Annotated in this window: 19 protein-coding genes; 6 read left to right on the forward strand and 13 right to left on the reverse strand. The window is 45.0% G+C overall.

Annotation, left to right across the window (positions count from 1 at the left end; genetic code table 11):
- Positions 1-2: 2 nt before the first annotated feature.
- From CPIN_RS32680 to CPIN_RS32695, 4 genes are all read right to left on the reverse strand, one after another.
- Complete coding sequence (locus CPIN_RS32680) at positions 3-314, reverse strand: hypothetical protein (protein ID WP_143087872.1); 312 nt, start codon at positions 312-314, stop codon at positions 3-5.
- Positions 315-384: 70 nt separating this feature from the next.
- Positions 385-645, reverse strand: coding sequence for an AtpZ/AtpI family protein (locus CPIN_RS39720; RefSeq protein ID WP_044220257.1), 261 nt, complete (start codon positions 643-645; stop codon positions 385-387).
- Positions 575-1,048, reverse strand: coding sequence for a bactofilin family protein (locus CPIN_RS32690; protein ID WP_012794173.1), 474 nt, complete (start codon positions 1,046-1,048; stop codon positions 575-577). The genes CPIN_RS39720 and CPIN_RS32690 overlap by 71 nt, the downstream gene beginning before the upstream one ends.
- A 194-nt stretch (positions 1,049-1,242) precedes the next feature.
- Positions 1,243-1,647 carry a hypothetical protein gene (locus CPIN_RS32695; RefSeq protein ID WP_012794174.1) on the reverse strand — a complete coding sequence of 135 codons (405 nt, stop codon included), beginning with the start codon at positions 1,645-1,647 and terminating at the stop codon, positions 1,243-1,245.
- Positions 1,648-2,012: 365 nt separating this feature from the next.
- Between CPIN_RS32695 and porW the strand changes: the two genes are divergently transcribed.
- Positions 2,013-4,943, forward strand: coding sequence for a type IX secretion system periplasmic lipoprotein PorW/SprE (gene porW / locus CPIN_RS32700; RefSeq protein ID WP_012794175.1), 2,931 nt, complete (start codon positions 2,013-2,015; stop codon positions 4,941-4,943).
- 205 nt (positions 4,944-5,148) lie between these two features.
- Positions 5,149-7,533, forward strand: a complete 2,385-nt coding sequence (locus CPIN_RS32705; RefSeq protein ID WP_012794176.1) for a transglycosylase domain-containing protein — start codon at positions 5,149-5,151, stop codon at positions 7,531-7,533.
- A gap of 73 nt (positions 7,534-7,606) precedes the next feature.
- Here the strand turns inward: CPIN_RS32705 and CPIN_RS32710 are convergent, their stop codons facing one another.
- The 3 genes from CPIN_RS32710 to CPIN_RS32720 all read right to left on the reverse strand — a co-directional run bounded on the left by CPIN_RS32710 (position 7,607) and on the right by CPIN_RS32720 (position 12,269).
- Complete coding sequence (locus CPIN_RS32710; RefSeq protein ID WP_012794177.1) at positions 7,607-8,554, reverse strand: M20/M25/M40 family metallo-hydrolase; 948 nt, start codon at positions 8,552-8,554, stop codon at positions 7,607-7,609.
- Between the two features lie 91 nt (positions 8,555-8,645).
- Positions 8,646-10,499 carry a membrane protein insertase YidC gene (gene yidC / locus CPIN_RS32715; protein WP_012794178.1) on the reverse strand — a complete coding sequence of 618 codons (1,854 nt, stop codon included), beginning with the start codon at positions 10,497-10,499 and terminating at the stop codon, positions 8,646-8,648.
- Between the two features lie 117 nt (positions 10,500-10,616).
- On the reverse strand, positions 10,617-12,269 hold the full coding sequence (locus CPIN_RS32720) for a CTP synthase (protein ID WP_012794179.1): 1,653 nt from the start codon (positions 12,267-12,269) through the stop codon (positions 10,617-10,619).
- Between the two features lie 302 nt (positions 12,270-12,571).
- Between CPIN_RS32720 and CPIN_RS32725 the strand changes: the two genes are divergently transcribed.
- Positions 12,572-13,087, forward strand: a complete 516-nt coding sequence (locus CPIN_RS32725; protein ID WP_012794180.1) for an acyl-CoA thioesterase — start codon at positions 12,572-12,574, stop codon at positions 13,085-13,087.
- A 236-nt stretch (positions 13,088-13,323) separates the two neighbouring features.
- Here CPIN_RS32725 and CPIN_RS32730 read toward each other — a convergent pair whose 3' ends face one another.
- The 4 genes from CPIN_RS32730 to CPIN_RS32750 form a co-directional block, all read right to left on the reverse strand.
- A complete protein-coding gene (locus tag CPIN_RS32730; RefSeq protein ID WP_012794181.1) occupies positions 13,324-13,992 on the reverse strand; it encodes an HD domain-containing protein in 669 nt (222 codons plus the stop codon).
- A 978-nt stretch (positions 13,993-14,970) separates the two neighbouring features.
- The gene (locus CPIN_RS32740) at positions 14,971-15,552 is read right to left on the reverse strand and encodes a precorrin-2 dehydrogenase/sirohydrochlorin ferrochelatase family protein (protein ID WP_012794182.1); all 582 of its coding nucleotides are present in this window, start codon (positions 15,550-15,552) and stop codon (positions 14,971-14,973) included.
- An 81-nt stretch (positions 15,553-15,633) separates the two neighbouring features.
- Positions 15,634-16,410, reverse strand: a complete 777-nt coding sequence (gene cobA / locus CPIN_RS32745) for a uroporphyrinogen-III C-methyltransferase (protein ID WP_012794183.1) — start codon at positions 16,408-16,410, stop codon at positions 15,634-15,636.
- A 33-nt stretch (positions 16,411-16,443) separates the two neighbouring features.
- Positions 16,444-18,558: a ferredoxin-like domain-containing protein gene (locus tag CPIN_RS32750; RefSeq protein ID WP_012794184.1), complete on the reverse strand. Its 2,115-nt coding sequence runs from the start codon at positions 18,556-18,558 to the stop codon at positions 16,444-16,446.
- Between the two features lie 622 nt (positions 18,559-19,180).
- Between CPIN_RS32750 and hxpB the strand changes: the two genes are divergently transcribed.
- On the forward strand, positions 19,181-19,834 hold the full coding sequence (gene hxpB, locus CPIN_RS32755; RefSeq protein WP_012794185.1) for a hexitol phosphatase HxpB: 654 nt from the start codon (positions 19,181-19,183) through the stop codon (positions 19,832-19,834).
- Between the two features lie 478 nt (positions 19,835-20,312).
- Here hxpB and rpsA read toward each other — a convergent pair whose 3' ends face one another.
- Positions 20,313-22,205: a 30S ribosomal protein S1 gene (rpsA, locus tag CPIN_RS32760; protein ID WP_012794186.1), complete on the reverse strand. Its 1,893-nt coding sequence runs from the start codon at positions 22,203-22,205 to the stop codon at positions 20,313-20,315.
- Positions 22,206-22,426: 221 nt separating this feature from the next.
- Between rpsA and CPIN_RS32765 the strand changes: the two genes are divergently transcribed.
- Together CPIN_RS32765 and CPIN_RS32770 are read left to right on the forward strand one after the other, a co-directional pair.
- Complete coding sequence (locus tag CPIN_RS32765; protein WP_012794187.1) at positions 22,427-23,305, forward strand: rhomboid family protein; 879 nt, start codon at positions 22,427-22,429, stop codon at positions 23,303-23,305.
- Positions 23,306-23,351: 46 nt separating this feature from the next.
- Positions 23,352-24,578 (forward strand): 4-hydroxy-3-methylbut-2-enyl diphosphate reductase, encoded by a 1,227-nt coding sequence (locus tag CPIN_RS32770; protein WP_012794188.1) that lies wholly within the window; start codon positions 23,352-23,354, stop codon positions 24,576-24,578.
- 217 nt (positions 24,579-24,795) lie between these two features.
- On the opposite strand, the gene CPIN_RS32775 is transcribed toward CPIN_RS32770, so the two are convergent.
- Positions 24,796-25,572 carry a LytR/AlgR family response regulator transcription factor gene (locus CPIN_RS32775; RefSeq protein WP_012794190.1) on the reverse strand — a complete coding sequence of 259 codons (777 nt, stop codon included), beginning with the start codon at positions 25,570-25,572 and terminating at the stop codon, positions 24,796-24,798.
- Positions 25,573-25,579 lie beyond the last annotated feature (7 nt).

Here is a 25,579-nt window from a genome sequence, read left to right on the forward strand (position 1 = left end):
CGCTAACTGTTTTTTCTTTTGATAATTTTTTGCAGACTAAAATTCTCTACTACCGCATATACGGCATAGAAGAACATCAGTATGAAGATAGTGAATTTGCTGGTATGCGGCCTGTTCGCTACGGCATATATAGTAATGCCGGCCAGACATAACATCATTCTGCTGATCATGGAGCCATATACACGAAGGAGGAAATCTCCGTTGTTCTCAGATCGTATTCCCTTGCGGCTCATGCTGTAGGTCATGGCGGAGAGGGCAGCTAAAGCCAGGTTGCCGATAAGAAGTGCCGTGTGGTGTACTCCATTGTCTAACAACCAGGCTTTTAAAAATAATAATACGCCATTCAAAATAATGAATAGGCTAATAACTCTAAAGTAGAACCTGTCACTCATTCCTGCTGGTATCTTTGATAATTTGCCGCAAAATTAAGACTAAAGCTAATAAAGACAAAATGATCAGAAAGAAAGGGAATGACCATCCTGTCCGCTGGTCGATTTTATAACCAGCAAATACCGCTATGCCTAATGTGGCCATCATCTGAAAAGCCAGCCCTGTGTACCGGATTATCAGCCTGTTATCTGGCTTCTTCCTCGGCTTTTTGTTCAGATTTTTGTTCGGATTTTGTTGAGATGACTGGTTTTCCATTTTTTTCTTTCTGATTTGCAGCTGCTACTTCCTCAGGCTCCATATAGCAACGACCATTGAATTTCGCTGTTGGTTCCATCTCAAAATGTGCAGTGTACAGATCGCCTTTCACCAGTGCATTGCCTTTCAGGAAAAGCAAATCTTCTACCTTAATAATACCAGTTACTTTACCCAGAATGTCCGCACTCTGACAGATCAGATCACCGGTAATCTCTCCTTCCGGACCTACCACAATTTTAGCTTTTGTTGAAACAAGGCCATTCACCTGACCGTCAATGCGAATATCTCCTTCGCTTACAATATCTCCCTGAATGGAAGTACCAGCGCCGATAATGTTTACGTTGGAAGAAGGCATTACTGATTTGCTCTCGCTTCTGGCATTACGATTGTTGTTGCTAAACATAGGATTCTAGGTTTTTCAGCTTTTAGTTAGTGTGATGTAAGATAGTATTATTTATTAACATATTATTTCCGATTGACAATCACTTCTTTCAGAAGTTATTCACATCTTCCATTAACGGTATACGGCCCCCTTTGCGTATCTGACCTTCTTATATATTTCGTCCCGCAATATTTTGTGCGCCTGACCTGAAATAGTTAGTATGTACTGTTATCGACTTTCGGAACTTTAATAGTAGTTGTGTCCAGTTTGCCGGCGGAATAGTCTCCGCTGATAACCTTTTGAATATTGTCCAGGTATTTATCGCGGGCATTGATAGCTGTTTCCAGTGAATCTGTGCGCATTTTTAACCGGATGAACTCCCTCCGCTGCTTCAGGTCACCATATCCCGGGATATAATAACGCAACGGTGTGAATACTACGGTGGCGACAGTAATTGTCACCAGCAGCACAAATAAAGTACTTAAAGCAACATACACACTCATTCGTGATAATTTAAACGAGGTTACCTCTTCGTAGGTATTGTCGTTCATAATTACCAGGCGGTATCTGTTACCGATCCGCCCCACATTTCTGCCCTTTTTATCACGCTTATTAGCCATATCCGCTATAAAACTGAATAATTTTTCTGATTATCAACCGGCTAAAGTTAAACATTTATATTATTTCGTATTTAAAAAATTGAATAGGACTCATTTTTAATCGTAATATGCACTTTTGACGGCCTCAAAAAAATAATCCTATCTTTAAAAAATAATTTCCTGACATATAAGTTATATAGGTAAGCCTATACACCCTGGCATCCATGAATTATTACAGATCAGTTCGCAATTTTCTATCATATACCTGTTTAGTAAGTCTGTTCTTGTGCTGTATTGAAATTAACAGGGTCAGCGCCCAGCGACGGGATACCACGGTTACAAATAACCAGTCCAGAAATAACAATAGCAGGGCCCCTCAACGGACCATGCAAAAGCCGCTTGTTCCAAAAGTAGCGCAGCCGAAAGGTGAAAACAGACGTATTCCCGCAGAAATGCTGGCAGAACGTAAATGGACTATTAAACGTAAGCTGGTACAGAACATGCTGGCCAGATATAACTATTTGTTCAATGCCCGCAAGAAACTGGCCCTCATTACCCACAATGTGAGCCGCCAGGGACAGGATAACTACAATTACCTGCTTCCCTTCTACCCTTACAGTCTGCAGAATCTTGGCCTCAGCGTCGGTGACCTCGATACAGTCATCGAAAAAGCCTCCATCAACATACAGATACACGACCCGCGTAGTAAATGGATCGACGATAGCTACCTCGTTATCGGTCAGGCATATTTCTTCCAGGGTGAATGGGATAAAGCCAACCGTACCTTCCAGTTTATCAACACGACCTACGCGCCTAAAAAGAAATCAGATTATAAAGCTGTAGTCGGTTCCAGTGCAAAAGACCAGCTGTCTATCGCCTCCCGTGAAAAGCGGAAACCGCCTTTCGGCTACTTCAAACATACCTATGCCCGTAACGACGCCTTTGTGTGGAGAGCTAAAACCCTCCTGGAAATGAAGGAGTTTGACGAAGCCCGTTCCATGATGAACATCCTGGAACAGGATCCCTACTTCCCTAAACGACTGGCCGGCGATATGGCGGAGGTAAGAGCTTATGCCCTCTACAAACAGGAACGTTTTGCGGAAGTCATCAATCCGCTGCAGGTCGCTGTAAAGTCAAAAGGCAACAGAGACGAGCGCGCACGTATGTACTTTATCCTGGGACAGCTGTACACCAACTACAGCAAACAGGATTCGGCTGCCATGATGTTCCACAAAGTGATCAAGCAGAAGCCTGACCCGATCATGGACTTCCAGGCACGTATCCAGATCGCCAAACTGGATGCTACCCGTGAAGGCGGTTCCCTGGACGAAAGTCTTGCCCGTTTGAAACGCATGGTCCGCAAAGAAAAATACTTCGAGTTCCGCGATGCGATCTATTATACAATGGCTAACCTGGTACTGCCAAAAGATCAGGACCTGGCAATGGATTACCTGCGCCAGTCCCTCAAGGTAGAGAGCAATAATACCATGCAGAAAGCATTGTCTTTCAAAGGTGTGGCCGATATCTACTACGGACAGCGCCGCTACCGCCTGGCCAGGGATTATTACGACAGTACAGCCTCTGTTATGCCGCCTGAATTCACAGACTCTGCCATCGTCAATAAGCGTAAACGCGTACTCAGCGACGTAGCAACCCGTGTGGAAGCAATCCAGCGCGAGGATAGTCTGCAACGTATTGCCGCTATGCCGGAATCTGACAGGATGATCTTCCTGGAGAAAATGGCCGGTCTGATGCGGAAAGAAGCAGAAGAGAAAGCGAAAAAAGACAAGGAAAACGCAGAAAAAGGGATTGTTGAACCTCAGCAGATGGCCAACAATAACCCTCTGTCCAATATGATGAATAACAATAGCCCTGCCGCTCCTAAAGCGGACGATAAGGGTGAATGGTATTTCTATAACAATGCGACCAAAGCCGCTGGTTTTTCAGAGTTTAAGAAGCGTTGGGGGAACAGACCATTGACGGATAACTGGCGCAGAAGTCAGACCGGCCCTGTGGCAGCCAACCAGCCTTTAACATTGGAGGATGAAAATGGTAATCCGATTGGTGGCGCCGGCGGTAAAACAACTGCGGACAGCACCAATGCGAAATCACTGGCTGCCGACTTACCGCTCACACCGGACGACCTCCTGAAATCCAACATTATCGTAGAAGACGCCTATTATGACCTGGGTAAACTCTATAATGATCAGCTGGATAACACAGAACTTGCCATCGAAACATACGACACCCTCCTGAACAGATATCCGCAGCATCCGCACAAACAGGAAGTCATCTATTCATTATATATCTGGCATACCAAGCTGGGACATACCGCCCTGGCAGCAAAGTATAAACAGAATGTGGTGACACAGTTCGGCGATTCCAAATTTGCCAGCATTATCAAGTATGGTGCGCTGCAAGACATCAACGAAAGCAAAAAGAAGGAGATATCCACATCATACGATTCCGTATATGTGAATTATCTGCGGGGTAACCTGGAAGAAGCCTACAATATGAAAAAGGCGGCTGATTCCAGCTACGGACTGACCTTCATGCAGCCTAAATTTGACCTCCTGGAAGCCATGATCATCATGAAAATGGACACCTGTGAGTTTGGTCGTCAGGCAGTTGTGAACGTTATCAACAAATACAAACAGGACGACGCGGTACAGGAAAAAGCCAAATCACTGCTGGAAGCACTGGATAACAGGGGGGCCCTTGTGGTGTACCTCTCCAGACTGGAAATAGAAAAAAGCCGGGATAATGGCAATGTGGTGGACGAAAACATCTCCATCCGCTACCCATGGCAGAAACCAGAACCTAAATTTGATTCAGATAAACTGAAAACAGCTGCTACCGACTCCGTAAAAGTGGATGCCGCTGCCGCCAACGCAGCGCTGAAAGTTCAGCCTTTGCCAGCACCACTGAAACCTGTCACTATCTATAAACTGGACGCCAAGAATCCACATTTTGTTATCATGTATTTCCTGCGTACCAACAAAGCCGCTATAGAAGAAGCATTGACACAATTCACCCGGTATAACGCTGAAAAACACGGCGGAGAAAATATCCAGGTGGCCAACTTTGTGTTGACCCAGCAGGATGTCATGCTGATATTCAGGTTGTTCCCGAATGAAGACAAGGCATTGGACTACTTTGACGAGATCAGGGGCGAAGCTGAAAAGATCGTTCCACGTATCCGTCCGTCCGATTACACCATGTTTATCATTTCCAGGGATAACTTTATCCAGATGAACAGTACGAAAGACGTGGAAGGCTACCGGAAATTCTTTAACGATACCTACATTACACAATAAGGGACAATAAGATAGAAAACATATTAATTCATTTAACAAGATAAATCAGCCTTTTAACATTAAAAGGGGGGTATCACTCGTTTTTTTTAATAGTTTTGCCCGCTATTACAAGCTATTGCATTTAAGGCCCGCAAATTGCTATAACAGGGTTAGAACATTATCCCTGTGCAATGCTGGCCAGGCAAATCAAATATTTTAAGCAAGTATGAAAAAATCGGTTAAAATATTGTGGATCACAGTGTTATCAGTAACCGGGTTATTCCTTTTACTGATATTGCTTGTTAACTTCCGCATTATTGGCAACATGCCATCCATGGAGACCCTGGAAAACCCACGGGCTGCCGTCGCATCTGAAGTAATTGCCGAAGATGGAACAATTCTCGGTAAATACTACCAGGTAGACAGGTCTAGTTCCGACTACAACGAAATTTCCAAAAATGTACTCAACGCACTGATCGCTACTGAGGATGTACGCTTCTATGAGCATTCAGGTATTGACCCTTATGCTACTATTGCCATTCCTTTTTACCTGGCAATCGGTAAGAAAAGAGGTTCCAGTACCATTACCCAGCAGCTGGCCCTGAACCTTCAGGCTGACAATAATGGTACTTTACGTGCAAGAAACTTTATCGCCAGATCCTTCCAGAAAATGCAGGAATGGCTGATCGCGGTAAGACTGGAACGTAACTTCACCAAACAGGAGATCATTACCCTCTATCTGAATACAGTTCCTTTCGGGGATAACGTATATGGTATCGAAAATGGTGCACGTACCTTTTTCAGTAAAGATGCAGCCCATCTGTCTATCGAAGAAGCAGCCACGCTGATAGCCATGCTGAAAGGTACCAACCTCTATAACCCACGTCGTAATCCCGTTGTGGCACTGAACCGTCGTAATACGGTGATAGAACTGATGCAGAAAAATGATTTTATCACTGCTCCTGAAGCAACTTCCGCAAAAAGCAAACCTATCGTATTAAGATACAATAAGATAGATCATAATAAAGGACTGGCGCCTTACTTCAGAGAGGTACTGCGCGACGAACTGAAAGTATGGTGTAAAGAGCATAAAAAAGCAGATGGTTCTGAATACAACCTGTACCGTGATGGTCTGAAGATCTATACGACCATCAACCCTCGTATGCAGCTGTATGCAGAAGAAGCGGTAGATCACCATCTGAAAGATCTCCAGAAAGTATTCGCTACACAGGCCAATATTAAATCAGGCAGTGTGTGGAAAAACTGGCAGACTTACGTTGATCGTTACATGAAAGAATCTGATCGTTACAAAGCGATGAAAGAAGATGAAGCGACTGACGATCAGATCAAAAAAGCATTCAATACACCTACCAGGATGAAGGTGTTCGCCTGGAAAAGCTTCACAGAACCTGAGCTGAATGAGCTGGATACCGTGATGACACCGATAGATTCTATCAAGTACATGCGGGCTATTCTCCAGGCAGGTTTCATGGCGCTCGATCCGGAAAGTGGCGAGATCAAAGCCTGGGTGGGCGGTCCTGACTTCCGTTATTTCAAAAATGACCACGTTGCCAAGACCCGCAGACAGGTAGGTTCTACTTTCAAACCATTCCTGTACACCTTCGCGATCATGAATGGTATGCAACCAAGTACCATGCTGCCTAACGAACCGGTATCCTTCCCTAAATATAACTGGACACTGAGCCGCAACTCTGAAGGTAGTGTTGGTGGTAGCATCAGCATGGCAGGCGCACTGGCGAAGTCACTGAACCTGGTATCTGCTTACCTGATCAAACAGTTAGGTCCGCAGGCAGTAGCTGACTTTGCGAAAAACAAGATCGGCTTCAGCGCAGATATTCCTCCCTACCCTTCCATTTCCCTGGGTACACCGGAAATCTCCCTGTTTGAAATGTTGCAGGCTTACACGATGTTCCCTGCACGTGGTATCATCACAAGACCGATCTACATCACCCGTATAGAAGACAGAAATGGCAACATCCTCCAAACCTTTGCACCGGAAAAGCGCGAAGTGATCAGTGAGAATGAGTCTTATACCATGGTGAAGATGATGCAGGGCGTAACTGGTCCCGGTGGTACTTCTGCTCGTCTGCGTTTCCGCTATGGCATTCAGAGTGAAGTAGCTGGTAAGACCGGTACTACGAACGACAACACCGATGGCTGGTTCCTGGGCTTTACACCGCAATTACTGGCAGGCGCCTGGGTAGGTTGTGAAAACAACTTCCTGCACTTCAGTTCTACGGCAAATGGTCAGGGTGCGAATACCGGCTTGCCGATCTGGGCTTATTTCTTCCAGAAGGTATATGCGGATAAAACATTGAAAATTGATGATAAGGCGACTTTCTCTATTCCTCAGTCTATCAATAGTGAATTCTATCAGCCGTTTGAAGATAATGTGAAGCCAGGTGCAGAAGCGCCGGATCAGGGTAATGGAAATGAAACTGACTATACTGAGGGCTATGATGTGAATAAACTGGAAGCAGAGGCGGACAAAGAAGCAAAAAAACGCGAAGAAGAGAAGAAAGAAGGTAAAGAAAAACCTATTCCTTCTACTATGCCAAAGGCCACTTATCCACAGAAACCGCAACAATAACGGTAACGATATAAAAGATAAAAGAAAAAGGGTCTGCCATACGGCGGACCCTTTTTCTTTTATCGGCAGTCTGTTATTTCTTATCCTCTACCTTCTTCTCATTCTCTACATAGTGCAAAGCGGTATACTTCATGGCGTTGTTAATCAACTGAATACCCAGTTTTAACACCAGCGCCTCTTCTTTTGCCTTCAGTTTTTCCACATCGTCAGTTGGTTTGTGGTAGTCGTCGTGCGGACCAGTATGCAGGAAAATCACCGGTACGTCATGCATATAGAAGTTATGGTGATCGGAAGCGCCTTTACCGGAACCATCAGTGAAATAATGAATACCTGGCTCCTGGGCTTCTTTGAATACAGCAGGCCATTCCTCCGCGGTTCCATATCCACCGATACCTAAGCCTCTTTCTTCATTATAGCGGCCGATCATGTCCATGTTCAGCATGAAATGCATGGTATTCAAGGGGATCGTCGGGTTAGCGGTGAAGTATTTAGATCCCTGCAGACCTAATTCTTCGCCACCAAAGGAAATAAACAGGAAGTTAAAAGGCTCTTTCTGACCATTTTCAGTGAAATACCTGGCCAATTCAAGCAAACCGGCTACACCTGATGCATTATCGTCAGCGCCATTGTGGATCTGGCCGATGGGATATTTACCATCAAACAATCCGGCAGTACCCAGGTGATCATAGTGAGCACCAATCACGATAGTCTTGGCAGCCCCATTGTCCAGGAATCCGATCACATTACGGGTTGCAATGCCATGGTGTTCTTTCCTGTCAAACGTAAAATCCTGAAAATAGCTGTCCCCGTTACCCGGTTTCAGTCCGAGTGACCTGAACTGTTTAGCAACAAAATTACTTGCTTTAACGCCCCCTTTTTCGGCTGTACCGCGACCTTTTAATTTCTCTGACGCCAGGTATGTAACCGTTTTCTGAATACGGCTGGCGGATGGTTGGTAGTCCTGTGCATAAGCACCGGCACAAACAGTTGTAGCTGTGAATAGAAACAATAAGTACTTCATTAGGTATGATTATGCATGATTTCCTCAAAATACAGAAGGCTTCCTACGTGGGAAGCCTTCTGTTAAAATATTATATCAAATAGGTCCGATACTATTGCTTTTTACGCTGTTGTATGTCCTGTTGACGTTTTTGCATGTCTTGCTGTTTCTTCTGCATATCCTCCAGTTTCTCCTGCCATTTAGATTTGGAAGCAGGTTTCTTTTTATTCTCCTGGATCTGAGCATGTATCTTATCATGGTTCACGAAGAACTTCTGGATCGCCCACTGTAAACCGATACTGATTACGTTGGACAGGAAGTAGTAGAAGGTCAACGCTGAAGCCAGACGGTTGAAGATACCTAACAGCATGATCGGGAACACATACGGCATATATTTCATTACCGGATTGCTCTGATCAGCCATACCACGGTTATTGAATGCCAGCATCAAACTGGTGGCAGTCATCAGCAGGGTAAACAGGCTGACGTGGTTACCATAGAAAGGAATGGTAAATGGCAGGTTCAGGATAGAATCGTAAGCGGAAAGGTCAGTCGCCCACAGGAAACTTTCCTGTCTCAGCTCGATAGAGGACGGGAAGAAGCTATACATCGCTACCAGGATAGGCAACTGCATCAGGGCTGGTAAACAACCTCCGAGCGGGTTCACACCGGCGCTTCTGAATAATTTCATCTGTTCTACACCAAAAGCCTGCTGGTCATCACCGTGTTTTGCTTTCAGGGCATCGATTTCCGGTTTCAGTACCTTCATTTTAGCCTGAGACACATAGCTCTGGTAAGTGAAAGGCGCTATCAGTAAACGGATAAAGATGGTCAGCAGGATGATGATCAGACCATAGTTACCGATAAATCCGCTCAGGAAGTTGAACACAGGAATAATGATCCATTTGTTCACATATTTCACGAAAGCGAATATGCCGGAACCCAGCGGAATGATACTTTCCAGACCGTTATCAAAAGATTTTAAGGTCGAGTAGTGGTTAGGACCGTAGTAGATTTCGATCGGGAAGGTGAAATCATGCGCACGGTTGTAAGGAATTTCCAGCGTAGTGAAGGTCTGTCCTACGATATTAGCACTTTCAGGCACTTTGGCATTCACCTCTGCACCGTTGAAATGTGCGTCTTTTCTGGCAATGAAAGTAGTGTTGAAGAACTGCTGTTTTACGCTCACCCACTGCAGCTGGTTGTCCCATTTCTCATGCGTGGTACGCTGTAAGGTAAAATAGTCATGTTTGCCATTCACGTCACGGTAGTGTACCTGATTGTTCTGGCGTTCGTTCTGCATGTCTTTTTCCTGCTTATCATTTTCCGCATCCCACTGTAAGGAAAGGGTTTTCTGATTACTTGGCAGGACGTTTTCCAGTCCGATAGCATGAATATCAAAGTCTACTGCATAACCATCCTGCTTCAGGGTATATACATACTCCAGGTATTGTTCAGGATTGGAGGTAGGCAGGCGGTAGGAGATGGACTGACTACCATCTGCCAGCTGCTGTACGGAACCACCGGTAAAGTACAGGTCTGAAGTGTTTAATTGCGTATTGTTATTAGCAGGAACCTGAAGGGAAATACGGTTGAAAGAGCTGTTTGCCAGCATCAGCGGTTTTCCTTCGAAATCCTTGAATTGTTTCAGTTGTACTAAAGTTGGCTGACCACCCTGGCTGGAGAAAGTAACTTTCAATACTTTATTTTCCAGAACGGCTGTCTGAATGGTACCATTGGCAGCGCCGGCGAAGGTGCCATATGCACTTGCAAGCTTGCTGGAATCAGCAACGCCCCCGTTTACGTAGGCAGCAGTATCAACCGGTTTAGGCTTATTTACATTTGCTATGGAATCCTGACGATCTTTTTCTCTTTTTGCAGCAGTCTGTTGTTTCTGGTTAAAGAAGATATAACCGACAAACAACACGCCCAGCAATGCGAAGCCAATGACTGAGTTTCTGTCCATGAAATTCAATTAAAATTTAGGCAGCAAAGGTAAGTAAAAGCAACAAGCTTTCAGTGGTCAACAATAAAGTTAATGCCTTATTGTTGCTACTGAAAGCCTGTCAGTTATAAATAAATATTATTGGTGTGCGATCTTTTCTTCTGCAACTTTTGCTTTAATGGTCTTGTCTTCAGCGTACTGTTTGGCAGCGGCGATGAAGTGAACGAATAAAGGCGCAGGCGCTTCTACAGTGCTTTTCAGCTCCGGATGGAACTGACAGCCTACGAAGAACGGATGTTCCGGCAGTTCTACCATCTCTACCAGACCACTTTCCGGGTTACGGCCGGAAGGTACCATACCCGCTTTTTCGAAATCGGCTAGGAACTGGCTATTGAATTCGTAGCGGTGACGGTGACGCTCGCTGATAGTAGTATTGTTATAGATAGTCGCTGCTTTTGAACCAGGGATCAGTTCGCAGGTATAAGCGCCCAGACGCATGGTACCACCTTTCACGGTGATTTTCTTCTGCTCTTCCATGAGACCGATTACCGCGTGTGGGGTATCCGGGTTCATTTCTGTGGAGTGCGCATCAGTCCATCCGATTACATTACGGGCGTATTCTACAACTGCCATCTGCATACCAAGACAGATACCAAAGAAAGGCAGGCTGTTTTCACGAGCGTACTGAATAGCTACGATTTTACCTTCGATACCACGGTGACCGAAACCAGGTGCTACCAGCAGACCGTCCAGGTTACGCAGTTTTTCAGCTACATTTTCCTGTGTAAGGAACTCAGAATGAATGTTCTGTACAACTACTTTACATTCGTTCATCGCACCGGCGTGGATAAAGGATTCCAGGATGGATTTATAAGCATCCTGCAATTCCACATATTTTCCGATCAGACCGATGGTTACTTTGGATTTAGGATATTTCAGTTTATCCAGGAATGCACGCCATTTGGTCATATCCGGTTCCTTTTCGATAGGAATACCGAGTTTCTTCATACAGATCACATCCAGTTTCTCACGCAGCATTTCCAGCGGCACTTCATAGATGGTGCTCATGTCCGTCGCTTCGATTACCGCATCAGGCGTCACATTACAGAACAGCGCGATTTTCTTTTTCAGATCATTGTACATTGGCTCTTCTGTACGACAAACGATCACATCCGGATGTACGCCATTTTCGCTCATCATCTTCACGGAGTGCTGTGTTGGCTTGGTTTTCAGCTCTTTAGCAGCACGCAGGTAAGGAATGAGGGTCAGGTGTACGACCAGGCAATCCTGCTCGTCCAGCTCCCACTGTAACTGACGAACCGCCTCTATATAAGGCAGTGATTCGATATCACCTACGGTACCACCCAGCTCGGTAATCACGATATCGTGTTTACCGTCTTTACCCAACAGGAGGATACGACGTTTGATTTCGTCAGTGATGTGTGGTACTACCTGTACGGTTTTACCCAGGTAGGCGCCTTCACGTTCTTTATTGATAACAGTCTGATAGATACGACCTGTAGTCACGTTATTAGACTGTGATGTAGGCGTATTCAGGAAGCGCTCATAGTGACCAAGGTCCAGGTCAGTTTCAGCGCCATCTTCAGTTACGAAACACTCACCGTGCTCGTAAGGGTTTAATGTGCCCGGATCCACATTGATATATGGATCGAATTTCTGAATTGTCACTCTAAAGCCACGAGCCTGCAATAATTTTGCCAGCGAGGCAGCTATGATTCCTTTACCCAACGAGGAAGTCACACCTCCCGTAACGAAGATATATTTTGCCATAAGTTCTAAAAATTCTGTAGAATATACTTGACCTAAAGAGAAGTGCCGGACGACTTTTGATGTAACCAGTCAAGTAAAAATAACTTCCGAAGGTCATGCAAAGTTAAGACAAATTTAAAGTGCTCCCAAACAGCTTTTTCACATTTAGTCCTTACGATACATATAACAACTTCAGCACAAGAAGGTTATAATGTTTTTTTGGCCTTATAAATTTATATTTAAGGAAATCCCTGTAGGTCGCGGGCATTTATTGCTTCCGTCAGCAAACTTCTTGCTAATTTGCGCCCGTAATAAATCAGCATATGACATTAACGCCCAAGCGTGCGCAGGACTCGGTGATCCAGATGACGGAACTGGTACTGCCAAATGACACCAACACTTTCGGTAACCTGATGGGTGGCCGCCTTATGTACTGGATGGACATAGCGGGTGCCCTTGCCACCATGAAACACTGTAGTGCTCCCGTGGTAACTGCCTCTGTAGATAACATTTCTTTTGAAACCCCCATTAAGCTGGGCAACGTAGTACATATTGAAGCCAAGGTCAGCAGGGCCTTTTCCACCTCCATGGAAGTGCATCTGCGTGTGTGGGGAGAAGATCCGGTACAGCAATACCGTTATAAATCCAACGAAGCCTTTATGACCTTCGTCGCCCTGGACCCTAATGGTAAATCCAGACTGGTGCCGCAGATCATTCCTGATACCGAAGAAGAAAAACAGCTGTATGAAGGCGCTATGCGCAGACGTCAGCTGAGGTTGATCCTGAGTGGTAAGATGAAACCACAGGATGCGGAAGAACTGAGAGCGCTGTTTCTTTAATTAGGAATTAGGAATTACGAATTAGGAATTGAATGATTAATGCCTTTCACGCATGGTATCGTCTCAATTCTCTTCTGCACTATATTACAAAGGGCATCTACCAGTTGTAGACGCCCTTTAATTTTTATAAACAACATCTGTAATTATTATCCTGTATTTTCTCCTCCGACCCATTTATCAGGTCTTCTGTCCTATCCCGTTAATTCCTAATTCCTAATTCGTAATTCCTAATTGAATCAGCTTTCCCCTTCCCATTCCTGGTAAAACTTCTCCAGGAACGTCTCCATAAACACATGTCTTTCTGCTGCCAGCTGGCGACCTGTCGCAGTATTCATTCTGTCTTTCAGCAATAACAGCTTCTCATAAAAGTGATTAATAGTAGGCGCCGTACTGTTTTTATACTGCTCCTTCGTCATATGCAGATCCGGTTGAATAGTCGGATCATAGATTGCCCGGTTTTTAAATCCTCCATAATTAAAGGTTCTGGCGATGCCGATAGCCCCGATAGCATCCAGTCGGTCGGCATCCTGTACTACGCCCAGTTCAGGAGAATAGAATGCACCGTTATTATGTCCGCCTTTGAATGAGATATTCACAATAATATCCACGACGTGCCGGATGGTCGCTTCCGGCGCTCCTATTGATTCCAGGAATTCCCTGGCTTTACGCGGACCGATGTTTTCATCTCCGCCATGGAATTTTGAATCAGCAATATCGTGCAGTAAAGCACTGAGTTCCACTACAAGCATATCCACCTGCTCCCCGGCTGCAATCTTACGGGCCAGTTTCCAGACCCGGTAAATATGCCACCAGTCATGGCCGCCTTCGGCATCGGCCAGTTCTTTTTTTACGAATTGTTCAGTAGTGGTAATCAAAAGATCTGTTGCAGCTGTATGTTGACTCATAGGGCCAAATATACATCAGGGCTAACAATAACAAGAAAAACGAAGAAAAGGAGAAGTTGTTTCTCCCTCCCGGGATTCCGGCATGCAATTTTAGAATTGTCCAGGGACCTTGCTTCACTAAGATCTTCTCCGTTTTTCCTTTCCAATAAGGGCGGGGAGAAAAAATGTTGACCCCTTGGATAAGGGGACAATCGACATCATCTCGCAATTAAGCGGTATAGATTCTGGTTGATAAATCTGGTTGATCTGATTGATTCTGGTTGATAAAACTGGAAAGACCTTTTGCTTTTCCGGGAGAATACCTTAGCGAGGCCCCTTTTGGGCCTCGTGCCGTAAGGTATATACTTCAGGGAAGCGGGAATATGTTTATGCTTGGCGCGGCTCAAGGCAGGGGACTTAGGGAATCGCCCCGCCTTTGACCGCTGATTGATTTTTAAAGTTGTGCTATACCCTTTTGGTAGATGGCCTCCTTTCAGCGTCCGGTGCTGTTGTTGGCCAGGAAATCATAGGATAGTATTATTCCATTGGCTGGTTTTACATCTTTTACTGTCTGATCTGATTTTGCGATGGAAGTATGTTGTTTAAGCGTAGTTCCTGTGTTATTATACCAAACCCTTTTTATGACAAGTTTGCCAAATCTGTTTCTTGAAGCTATCCTCATACCTCTGGAGATGATATATTATAAAAAATACAATCTATTTGTTACTCGATTCAAATTTTGAAATAATACAATCATCTATCATGATTTCGTTATAAAATTAGGAATCATGATCGATATTTTAAAGCAATTTGCCCAAAACATATATATATTTTTATTACTAATATTATATATAAGTGCTTAAAAGGAGCTGAAACAGATTGAAAGGCTGGATTATTTTAACTGAAACAAGCAGATAGGTACAACCAACACAATGATATGGTTGATAAAACACATATAGAATTTAATAGAATATGAGATATGAAAGAAGGAGATCATGTTTAGTCTTTTCTGACCAATACATCTGTGATCCGGTTCAGTTGCTTTACTTTTTCGGTAAAATCACCTTTGATCCTGTCACGGATCACCTGTAATTTATCCAGTACTTCGTTAATGGAAGAAGGGATCACTTCCTGTAATACCTCTTTGAGGCGTTTGGCTACGGTCGGGGATTTACCATTAGTCGATATGGCTATTTTGAGTTGTCCTTTCTGGACAATGGATCCTAAGTAGAAATCACACAGTTCCGGGGTATCTGCCACATTGATCAATACCCGGCTGCTTTTGGCTTTCTCCCATACATATTGGTTCAGTTCACGGTCAGCGGTAGCGGCAATCGCCAGGTCTTTTCCAAGCATATCGCCACAGGAGAATGGCTTCCTGATCAGCTCCACGTTAGGCGCATCCTTCACTAATTCGATCAGTTCGGGTTGAAAATTGATTGCCACGACTGTGATATATGCTGATGGACAGTTTTCCAGCAGGGCATTTACCTTTTCGTGACCAATGTTTCCACCTCCGACTACCAGCACGTGCAACTGGTTCAGTTTGAAAAATACGGGGAAAAGATGATTGTCTTCCATAATGATCCGATTACTGATTACACAACGACGGACTACATTGCCTGGCGGCTGTTGTAGTCCGTCATATGTAATATATTAAACTTAAACTGCAATTTTCAGTTGTTCTGCGATCTTTTCCTGTACTGTCTGGAAGGCTTCGTGGAATCGTACCACTTCTCCTACCACGATAATAGCCGGATTACGCAGATTATCACGCAGGGCAATTTCCTGGAGATCGGCTACGTTTCCGATGCCGATCTTCTGATCAGGCATGGTTCCGTTCTGAATGATAGCCGCAGGTACATTGCCTTTACCCTGTGCCACATATGCTGCTGAGATCTCATCCAGTTTGCCCATCCCCATGAGTACTACCACGGTAGTATCTGCCTGGACAGCATAAGCCAGGTCACGGGATAAGCTCCCACGTTGTGTGGTACCTGTCAGGACCCAGAATCCTTCACTCACGTTACGTGCGGTAACTGGTATTTTGTTGATGCCCGGAACAGAGATCGCGCTGGTGACACCTGGAATGACTTCTGTATCGATATTGAATTGCTGCGCAAAAGCCAGTTCTTCCTGACCCCGGCCGAATACAAAAGAGTCGCCGCCTTTCAGACGAACCACACTACCATAGGTCAGTGCGTATTTTACAATCATGCGGTTGATCTCCTCCTGTGTGTACATATGCATACCTGCACGTTTACCTACAAAACGTTTCAGACAGTTGCAGGAAGCATGTTCCAGCAATTCATTGTTAGAAAGCGCATCATAGAGTATCACTCTGGCCTGTTGTATTGCTTTCAGACCTTTTACGGTGATCAGCTCCGGATCGCCGGGCCCCGCGCCTACCAGTGTCAATTTCGGATGAATAGTCTGCATAGTGTACATTTAAGAGTTGATAACCGCAGTGAATTACTGTGCAGTAACTGCTGCTGCCTGATTTCTGAAAGCGTGTGCCTGCTGGTAGAAGTCTGCCGCCTGCTGATAGTATTCTTTCGCAAAGCTTTCAGAAGGTTCATTCTGATTGATCTGCAATACCAGCGTTTTGAAGCTGCCATCCAGTGGCCATTTGCCTGTTTCTACAAAGTGTTTGTCGAAGTCGTTGATGATACCTGTCTGGGTATTACAGCTTACGCCTTCACCCAGTAACAGTGCTTTTGCGGTCTGAACGAATGTAGAGTAGGAATGATAGATACCATCCGCATACTGTTTTTCATCCAGGGCTATTTTACCTGATTGCAGTTTTTCCTCGCCTTCAAACAGCAGGGTTGCTACCAGATCAATTACCACGCTGGCACATTCACCCACACCGATAGCGGTTGCGAACTTATCCCCCTGACCCCAGTCTACGAAGTCTTCATCTTCCAGTGTACCCAGATCGGTCAATGGTTTCAGGAGATCGTAGAAGTATTTTTCGCCCTGACGGTCGTAGTATTCGTTGAATTTCTCGTGTTGCTGTGCGTTGGCTTCGTAATCTCTCAGCAGGGTACGCAGTACATCAGGACCACGTTTGCTTGGTACTTTGATCACTTTATCTGCCACACGGCCCACACCATCACCTACGATACCACCACCCAGCAGTACCTGGAGGGCCGGCAGTACCTTACCACCGCTCTTCAGGGAAGAACCATGGAAACCAATGGAAGCGATACCGTGCTGTCCGCAGGAGTTCATACAACCACTGATCTTGATCTTAATATCTTTATTATATACCAGGTCCGGGAATTCTTCTGCAATGACCAGTTCGAGCGCCGTAGAGATACCGGTGCTGCTGGAGATCGCCAGGTTACAGGTATCAGTACCGGGGCAGGCAGTGATATCTGCGATACTGTCGAAACCAGGTTCCGCGAAACCGGCAGTTTCCAGTACACTGAATACGTAAGGCAGGTGTGCCGGCTGGATGTATTTGAGTAATAAACCCTGATTCGCAGTGACCCTTACATCATTGGCAACGGCTGGTCTGAGTGCTTCTACCAGCTGACGGGAGATCACGGAGCTGATATTACCCAATGGTACGCGTACATAAGCTGCATAGTAATCAGCCTGACGCTGACGGAAAGCGTTGGTCGCTTTCCATGCCTCATATTTCTGGGCATCCTTGATGGTATAAGCAGGCAGCGTAACATCTGCGGCAGGCAGTTCCACATCAGGCCATGCTTCTGCATCAATAGGATAAGATTTCACTTTATTAGCTATTCTCTCTTCTGCTACCAGTCTTGAAAACTCTTCAAATCCAAGCTTCTGCACCAGGAATTTCATACGTGCTTTATGCCGGCTGGCTCTTTCACCATGACGGTCAAATACGCGCAGTACAGATTCTATATATGGGATCAGCTGATCGGCCTCCAGGAATTCGTGTGCTACATGCGCCAGGTAAGGTTGTGCACCAAGGCCGCCACCTACCAGTACTTTGAAACCACGTACTTCTTCGCCATTCACGATACGTACTTTGGGAATAGCACCCATGTCATGCATGAATGACCAGGCAGTATCCGCATCGCTGCTGGAAAATGACATTTTAATCTTACGACCCATATCCTGACAGATAGGATTACGCAGGAAATAGCGGAAGGTCGCATCAGCATAAGGTGTTACATCAAATGGCTCCTGCGGATCGATACCCGCTCTGTCAGAAGCTGTAATATTACGAACAGTATTACCACATGCCTCACGGATAGTGATATCATCGAGGTCCAGTTTGCTCCATAATTCCGGTGTTCTGTCCAGACTAACGAAGTGGATCTGAACGTCCTGACGGGTGGTCAGGTGGAGGTTGCCGGTTGAAAATTCATCAGACACATCAGAGATACGTTTCCACTGTTCCAGGGTCATTTTACCATAAGGTAATTTGATACGGATCATCTGTACACCAGGCTGACGCTGGCCATAAATACCCCTCGCCAGACGCAGGCTACGAAACTTTTCCTCAGGGATCTGTCCTTCGCGGAATAAACGGATCTTCTTCTCCAGCTCTATAATATCTCTCTCAACGACAGGATTTTCCAGTTCTGTTCTGAAGCTTTGCATAAGTAATATTTTCTTGGTGGTAAATTATCAGAGATTAAAATGTTATCGTTCTTATCAGATATAAAGTAAAAAGCCTCCGTGTAATATGACGGAGGCTTTGTATATTTTGTTTGATTCTTTTGATTGATCATTCTCCTTATACATCTAGGCCTCCACGAGCGCTGCCGGGGGATACGACAGCAGCTGAAACACAAAAACCGTCTATCGCTTCCTATATTCCCCATTACTTTAGTAGACTATTACAAAGTTAGAAATATAGGTGAGAATTCCAAAAGTATTTTAGGCCCTTAATGTAGGAGCTTCGGACTTTGTATCTCCTCTCCTACACCCAGGGAAAATGCTTGTATGGCGTGCTGTGTATAGGATAGCAGCCCCGGCGCTGTGATAAGAGTCATAACCCCTGATTATAGCGGATAACTATTATTTATGCCCTGGCGGTGGAATTAGGAATTGACAATTAGGAATTAGGAATTGACAATTAGGAATTAGGAATTGAGACTGTCTATAAATAACGTCAGCCACTCTTAATTCCTAATTCCTAATTACAGCGTTTCACACAACAGCCATTTAGTATAATCAGACAAGCTGTCGTATCTTTGCGGCGCAGAACAAATGAAAGCACATGATAAACACGGTGATTTTTGACATGGACGGGTTGCTGATTGACTCCGAGCCACTTTGGGGCAGAGCTATGAGGGAAGTTTTCGCGACCGTAGGCGTTGACCTGACCATGGAACTGGCCAGCCACACTACCGGCCTTCGTACGGCTGAGGTGGTTGATTACTGGCATAATTACTTCAAATGGGAGGGTAAAAACAATGAACAGGTTACCAACGAGATCATCGATGCGGTGATTGCCAAGATAATGGCGGAGGGTGAAGCGATGGAGGGACTTGAATACATCCTGGATTATTTCGATAAAAAGAACTTCAAAATAGGACTGGCTTCTTCTTCTCCCCTGCGTCTGATCGAATCGGCGGTTGACCATATGGGCATCAGGGATCGGTTTCAGGTGATTTCTTCTGCGGAGTTTGAATCACATGGTAAACCGCACCCGGCAGTATACCTGACCTGCGCTAAAAAGCTGGGTAGTACGCCGCTGCAATGTGTGGCATTTGAAGATTCTGTGACTGGTATGACCGCGGCAAAAGCAGCGCGTATGAAGACAGTAGTTGTGCCGGAAGCACATAACCGTCAGAATAAACGTTATGCGCTGGCTGACATACAGCTGGATTCCCTATTAGACTTCAATGATGAGATCCTGAAGCAACTGTGAATGTCAATTAGGAATTAGGAATTAAGAATTAAGAATTAAGAATTAAGAATTGATAATTAATGACTTATCGGTAATTAAGTATCGTCAAAGGTATAAATGGGAAATCCCGGTTGGCTACAGCTAACCGGGACTTTTTATTTATATTACTGATACCAGACTGCTGCCCTCAGATCATATTTTTGTCTTCTCTCCTTTCCCCCACCTGACATCTTCTATGCTATAGTCATCCTTCGTTCATCTTGCGTTTGACTGGTAACATTAACGGAAGATAAATATAGTCAAACAATAGTCAGACCAGGATCAGGTAACCTAATCCCTCCCTTTCTACCCTCCAAATACCGATCTCCAACGCATTATCATTCGTAATTTCCCCTCTCTCTCCGCTGCATCCCAATTATTAATTCTTAATTCCTAATTAAAAAAAAGAAGGGTGCTCCTTTCGGAACACCCTCCATGTATTTCAACAACCTAAAAAAGCTTATTCACCTTTTTTCTCGTCGCCTTCGTTCTGCTTCAGCTTCTCTCTCAGTTCAGCCAGAGCTCCCAGATCACCCAGGGTAGCTTTTTCTACCTTGTTCTGGATAGTTTTCACAGCTTTACGAGTTTTGTCAGCTTCTTGCTTTCTTTCTTTGGCAACTGCTTCTTTCTCCTCATTTTTCGCTTGTTCCCACACTCTTGTATGAGATACCAGGATACGTTTTTCGCTACGATCGAATTCAATGATCATGAATTCTTTCACATCTTCAACGTTGATTGGTTTCTCATCTTCAGTGCGCAGGTGACGTGCAGGAGCGTATGCTTCCAGACCGTACTGCAGCTGAACTGTAGCACCTTTTTCGTCTTTCTTCACTACAGTACCTTCATGAACGGATCCAATCGGGAAGATAGTTTCGAAAGTGTTCCAAGGATCTTCTTCGATCTGTTTGTGACCCAGGCTCAGTTTACGGTTATCTTTATCGATACCCAGAATAACTACCTCGATCTCGCTACCCACTTTAGTGTACTCACTTGGGTGGTTGAAGCGTTTGATCCAGCTCAGGTCAGAGATGTGGATCATACCACCGATACCAGTTTCCAGCTCAACGAATACGCCATAAGGAGTGATGTTCTTCACGATACCTTTGTGACGGCTGTCCAGCGGGAATTTAGTTTCGATAGTAGCCCAAGGATCTTCTGTCAGTTGCTTGATAGACAGGCTCATCTTACGCTCTTCTTTGCTCAGTGTTACTACCACTGCTTCGTATTCTTCACCTAATTTGAAGAATTCTTTAGCGTTGATAGGAGTAGAAGCCCAAGAGATCTCAGATACGTGTACCAGACCTTCTACACCAGGCAGAATTTCCAGGAATGCACCGTAATCTTCGATGTTCACTACCTTACCTTTTACGCGCGCACCTTCAGTGATGTGTGCAGGCAGGGTATCCCATGGGTGCGGAGTGAGTTGTTTGTAACCAAGGCTGATACGTTTTTTCTCGTCGTCGAAGTCCAGTACAACCACATTGATCTTCTGATCCATCTGGAGTACTTCGCTTGGATGGGAGATACGTCCCCAGCTGATGTCGGTGATGTACAGCAGACCATCCAGACCACCCAGGTCGATGAATGCGCCGAAATCGGTGATATTTTTGATAGTACCTTCCAGAACCTGGCCTTTTTCCAGTTTGGAGATAATATCCACTCTCTGCTGTTCGATATCGCTTTCGATAAGCGCTTTGTGAGATACAACGGCATTTCTGATGGCTTCGTTAACCTTAACCACTTTGAATTCCATTGTTTTGCTTACAAACTGGTCGTAGTCTGTAACAGGCTTAACATCGATCTGAGAACCTGGCAGGAATGTTTCCATACCATAAACGTCTACGATCAAGCCGCCTTTGGTTTTGCTGGTAACAGTACCAGTAACCACTTCGCCGGTTTTGTAAACTTCCACGATTTTTTCCCAAGCACGCTGTTGACGAGCCTGTTTACGGCTCAGGTGCAGGTTACCATCGCGGTCTTCTTTTTCAACTACCAGTACTTCAACCTCGTCTCCTACTTTCAGACCCTGCAGGTCACGGAATTCGTTCAGTGAAATCAGACCGTCAGATTTGAAACCGATGTTGATCACTACGTCTGTTTTGGTTAAACCAACTACAGTACCAGTGAGCAGACCGTTTTCTTCAATCACTTTGAAAGTGTTGTCGTACGTTGCATCGTACTTCGCTTTCTCATCCTGACTATAAGATGATACGTTACGTTTGTCTACGCTCCAGTCGAAATCATCGTGAGCTGTAGCCACAACTGGCGCATTTGTTGTCGCTGTTGCCTGAGCTGCTGCTGCAGGTGCCTGTTGTTCAGCGTTTTGTTCGTTAGAAATGTTGTTTTCTGCCAAAATTTGGTTCCTCCTTTTGTTAGTTCCCTCCGGATTTTTAGGGCCCGGAAGTTTAAGTTGGACGGCAAAGATAATTAATAATCACTAAAAAATCAGCATTTTTCACATGTTTAACGTGTCTGCAACCTCTTCCATCCCAGTGCCTCCTTAGCGCTGTTCCGGCAAAAAAAATGTACTGTTAAATCGGTATACGATTGCAGATTTTGTACTAATTTTCAAGTATGAACGGGACCTCATTCAGCGCTGATATTCGCTACTGGCTTAGACAAGGAAACACAATTAATCTTCTTCTTTTCTGGAATGTAATTGTTTTCCTCGTCGTGGGAATTGTGTACCTGATCGGCAAAATAGCTCCATCAACCGGTTTCATTTCCCTTTTTATTGCTGACAATCTCTCTATACACTCCAATGTGTTCGCTTTTCTTAGAAAGCCCTGGGGATTAGTCACTTATATGTTTACGCATTTCGAATTCCTGCATATTCTCTTTAATATGCTCAACCTTTACTGGTTTGGGAATATCTTCAGATCATTCCTGGGCAACCAGCGTATACTGCCACTTTACCTGCTCGGCGGTATAGCGGGTGGTCTTGCCTATCTCCTGGTCTATAACCTGGTATTTGGCGGCGCCAACGTTCCCATGATCGGCGCTTCGGCATCTGTAATGGCCATCCTGATCGCCTGTGCTACCAAACTGCCCAATTATGAGATCGGCCTGCTCCTGATCGGTACCATCCGGTTGAAATGGCTGGCCATCATCGTGATCGTGCTGGACCTGGTATCCCTGACCCAGGGAAACATCGGTGGCATAACCGCTCATATGGGTGGCGCTCTCTTCGGCTTTATCTATATACAGCTTCTCAATAACGGCACAGACCTGGGACAACCTTTGATCTGGCTTTTTAACAGACCTGCACGTAGCGCAAACGCCCGACGCCGATCTTTCAAACCGAAAAAATCTCCGCTCAAGGTGGTAAAACCAGGTATGGAAGAAAATAAACAACTCCGGCTGGATCAGCTCCTCGACAAGATTAACGACAACGGCATCGAAAGCCTCAGTCCTGAAGAAAGAGCCTGGTTAAAGAAAATGAGCCAGGAATAGCCGGCCCTGCCTACCAGCCATTCAAAATATGTAACTTCGCCGCCAGATGAAAACATTTAACGTTCCTATTATATATCGCAGTCCGCTGATCACGGCGATCAAAAACCGCCGTAAGCAGCAGGACCGTATGAAAAAGGATTTTACGCCAACCGTACTGGATTTCGGTCCATTGAAAATATTACTGGCCCGTCACTTTGGCTTCTGCTATGGCGTGGAAAATGCCATCGAAATTGCCTTTAAGACAGTAGAAGCCAATCCTGGCAAAAGGATCTTCCTGCTCAGTGAAATGATCCACAATCCACATGTTAATAACGACCTGCTGGAAAAAGGGGTACAATTCATCATGGACACAGCCGGCACACAACTGGTGCCATGGGAATCACTGACGCCTGAAGATATCGTGATTATCCCGGCCTTCGGCACCACCCTGGAAATCGAAGAGAAGCTGAGCTCCCTGGGCATTGCTCCTTTGCAATACAATACGACCTGTCCTTTTGTGGAAAGAGTGTGGAACAAGGCAGAACAGATCGGTAAGCAGTCTTACAGCGTGATCGTACATGGTAAACCTGGTCATGAGGAAACCCGTGCTACCTTCTCCCATAGCCGCAGCAATACGCCGACCGTCGTTGTAAAAGATATAAAAGAAGCTCAGTTATTAGCCACCTTTATCACCGGAGAGAAAAACCCGGAAGAATTTTATATCCTCTTCAAAGGACAATACTCCCCGGGGTTTGATGTCATCAATGACCTGCAACGCGTAGGGGTGGTGAACCAGACCACTATGCTGGCTACGGAAACCCAGGCGATCGCTGATTATATCAAAAATGTAATCATGGACAGATATAGCCTCGATGCTTCCAATGTCAGTGAACGCTTTGCCGATACCCGCGATACCCTCTGTTATGCCACCAATGACAACCAGAGCGCCGTTACCGGTCTGCTGGAAGAATCTGCCGACCTGGCGATTGTTGTGGGCGGTTATAACAGTTCCAATACTTCTCACCTGGTAGAACTCTGCGAAGTGAAACTGCCTACCTATTTCATCTCTTCTGAGGAGAAACTGGTCAATGCCGAAGAAGTACATCACTGGGATTTCCATCACAAACAGGAATTACACAGCCGGGCTTTCCTGCCTGAAAAAGAGCAGGTAACCATTATGCTGACGAGTGGCGCTTCCTGTCCGGATGCGATGGTCGAAGCAGTGATCAGAAGGCTCTTGTCTTTTTATAAGCTGGAAGATAAAATGGAAGAAGTAGCAGCGACATTCGAATAATCGCAACGATATAAAACATGATAAAAGCAAAAAAGACACCAGGCGGTGTCTTTTTTCTTTGGGGCTAATCAATGCTAGTAATGCAGAGAAAAAAAATTTTATATCGTAATAAGTTTAAACCTGAGTCAAAAGTAGTTTTTCAGACGTATGCCCGCAACAGAGAATTATTATCCGGTGGTCTATTTCCTGTAAGTGGCGTAAAACAGATTAAATCTGGTTAGAACTGCATCGCTTTTTTCAGGAAATCGGCCTTCCTTCTTCGTGAAATTTCCACCTGCGTACCGTCACTCATCAGTGCAAAACCGCCCTCACCCTGTATATAAGATTGCATCTGCTGTAAATTGATCAGGTGTGAATTATGCACCCTGAAAAAATCTACATCCGTTAACAGCTCCTCAAATTCCTTTAACGGTCTGGATACCATGAGGTTCTTTTTATCTGTAAAAAAGATACGGGTATAGTTGCCGGTCGATTCGCAGCGTACTATATTCTGTACCGGCATAAAAACCAGTCCGTTAATGGTTGGGAGCGCTATTTTCTTATGTGTCTGATGCAGCGTTTTCATATTCTGGAGGAACACTTCGATGGGAGAAGTGGTCATCTCCGGTTGTCCATTGCCGGTGTTACTGCTGCGACGGGCGATACATTTCTGGATAGCATCCTGTAACTCTTTCACACTGAAAGGTTTCAACAGGTAGTCCAGTGCATTGAACTTGATTGCTTTCAGGGCGTACTGTTCATAGGCAGTAGTGAATATTACATCAAAAGTGATCTTATCGAACATTTTCAGCAACTCAAAGCCATTCTGATGTGGCATTTCCACATCGAGGAACACAACATCCGGCTGTAATTCCGTTATCAGTTCCTTTGCTTCCTTTACACTATTCACGCCTCCCAGGACAGTCACCTCCGGACATTTCTTCTGAAGCATTGTCTGAAGAGCATCTATACAGTGTTGCTCATCATCAACGATGATTGCTTTAATTTCGCTCATGCTGTCT

Source organism: Chitinophaga pinensis DSM 2588 (assembly GCF_000024005.1).
In the GTDB taxonomy this organism is placed as follows: domain Bacteria; phylum Bacteroidota; class Bacteroidia; order Chitinophagales; family Chitinophagaceae; genus Chitinophaga; species Chitinophaga pinensis.

Bases quoted from the DNA above. Each gene is read 5' to 3' on its own strand.
- CPIN_RS39720 (WP_044220257.1), bottom strand. From the start codon at position 645: ATGGAAAACCAGTCATCTCAACAAAATCCGAACAAAAATCTGAACAAA.
- CPIN_RS32690 (WP_012794173.1), bottom strand. From the start codon at position 1,048: ATGTTTAGCAACAACAATCGTAATGCCAGAAGCGAGAGCAAATCAGTA.
- CPIN_RS32695 (WP_012794174.1), bottom strand. From the start codon at position 1,647: ATGGCTAATAAGCGTGATAAAAAGGGCAGAAATGTGGGGCGGATCGGT.
- porW (WP_012794175.1), top strand. From the start codon at position 2,013: ATGCAAAAGCCGCTTGTTCCAAAAGTAGCGCAGCCGAAAGGTGAAAAC.
- CPIN_RS32705 (WP_012794176.1), top strand. From the start codon at position 5,149: ATGAAAAAATCGGTTAAAATATTGTGGATCACAGTGTTATCAGTAACC.
- CPIN_RS32710 (WP_012794177.1), bottom strand. From the start codon at position 8,554: ATGAAGTACTTATTGTTTCTATTCACAGCTACAACTGTTTGTGCCGGT.
- yidC (WP_012794178.1), bottom strand. From the start codon at position 10,499: ATGGACAGAAACTCAGTCATTGGCTTCGCATTGCTGGGCGTGTTGTTT.
- CPIN_RS32720 (WP_012794179.1), bottom strand. From the start codon at position 12,269: ATGGCAAAATATATCTTCGTTACGGGAGGTGTGACTTCCTCGTTGGGT.
- CPIN_RS32725 (WP_012794180.1), top strand. From the start codon at position 12,572: ATGACATTAACGCCCAAGCGTGCGCAGGACTCGGTGATCCAGATGACG.
- CPIN_RS32730 (WP_012794181.1), bottom strand. From the start codon at position 13,992: ATGAGTCAACATACAGCTGCAACAGATCTTTTGATTACCACTACTGAA.
- CPIN_RS32740 (WP_012794182.1), bottom strand. From the start codon at position 15,552: ATGGAAGACAATCATCTTTTCCCCGTATTTTTCAAACTGAACCAGTTG.
- cobA (WP_012794183.1), bottom strand. From the start codon at position 16,410: ATGCAGACTATTCATCCGAAATTGACACTGGTAGGCGCGGGGCCCGGC.
- CPIN_RS32750 (WP_012794184.1), bottom strand. From the start codon at position 18,558: ATGCAAAGCTTCAGAACAGAACTGGAAAATCCTGTCGTTGAGAGAGAT.
- hxpB (WP_012794185.1), top strand. From the start codon at position 19,181: ATGATAAACACGGTGATTTTTGACATGGACGGGTTGCTGATTGACTCC.
- CPIN_RS32765 (WP_012794187.1), top strand. From the start codon at position 22,427: ATGAACGGGACCTCATTCAGCGCTGATATTCGCTACTGGCTTAGACAA.
- CPIN_RS32770 (WP_012794188.1), top strand. From the start codon at position 23,352: ATGAAAACATTTAACGTTCCTATTATATATCGCAGTCCGCTGATCACG.
- CPIN_RS32775 (WP_012794190.1), bottom strand. From the start codon at position 25,572: ATGAGCGAAATTAAAGCAATCATCGTTGATGATGAGCAACACTGTATA.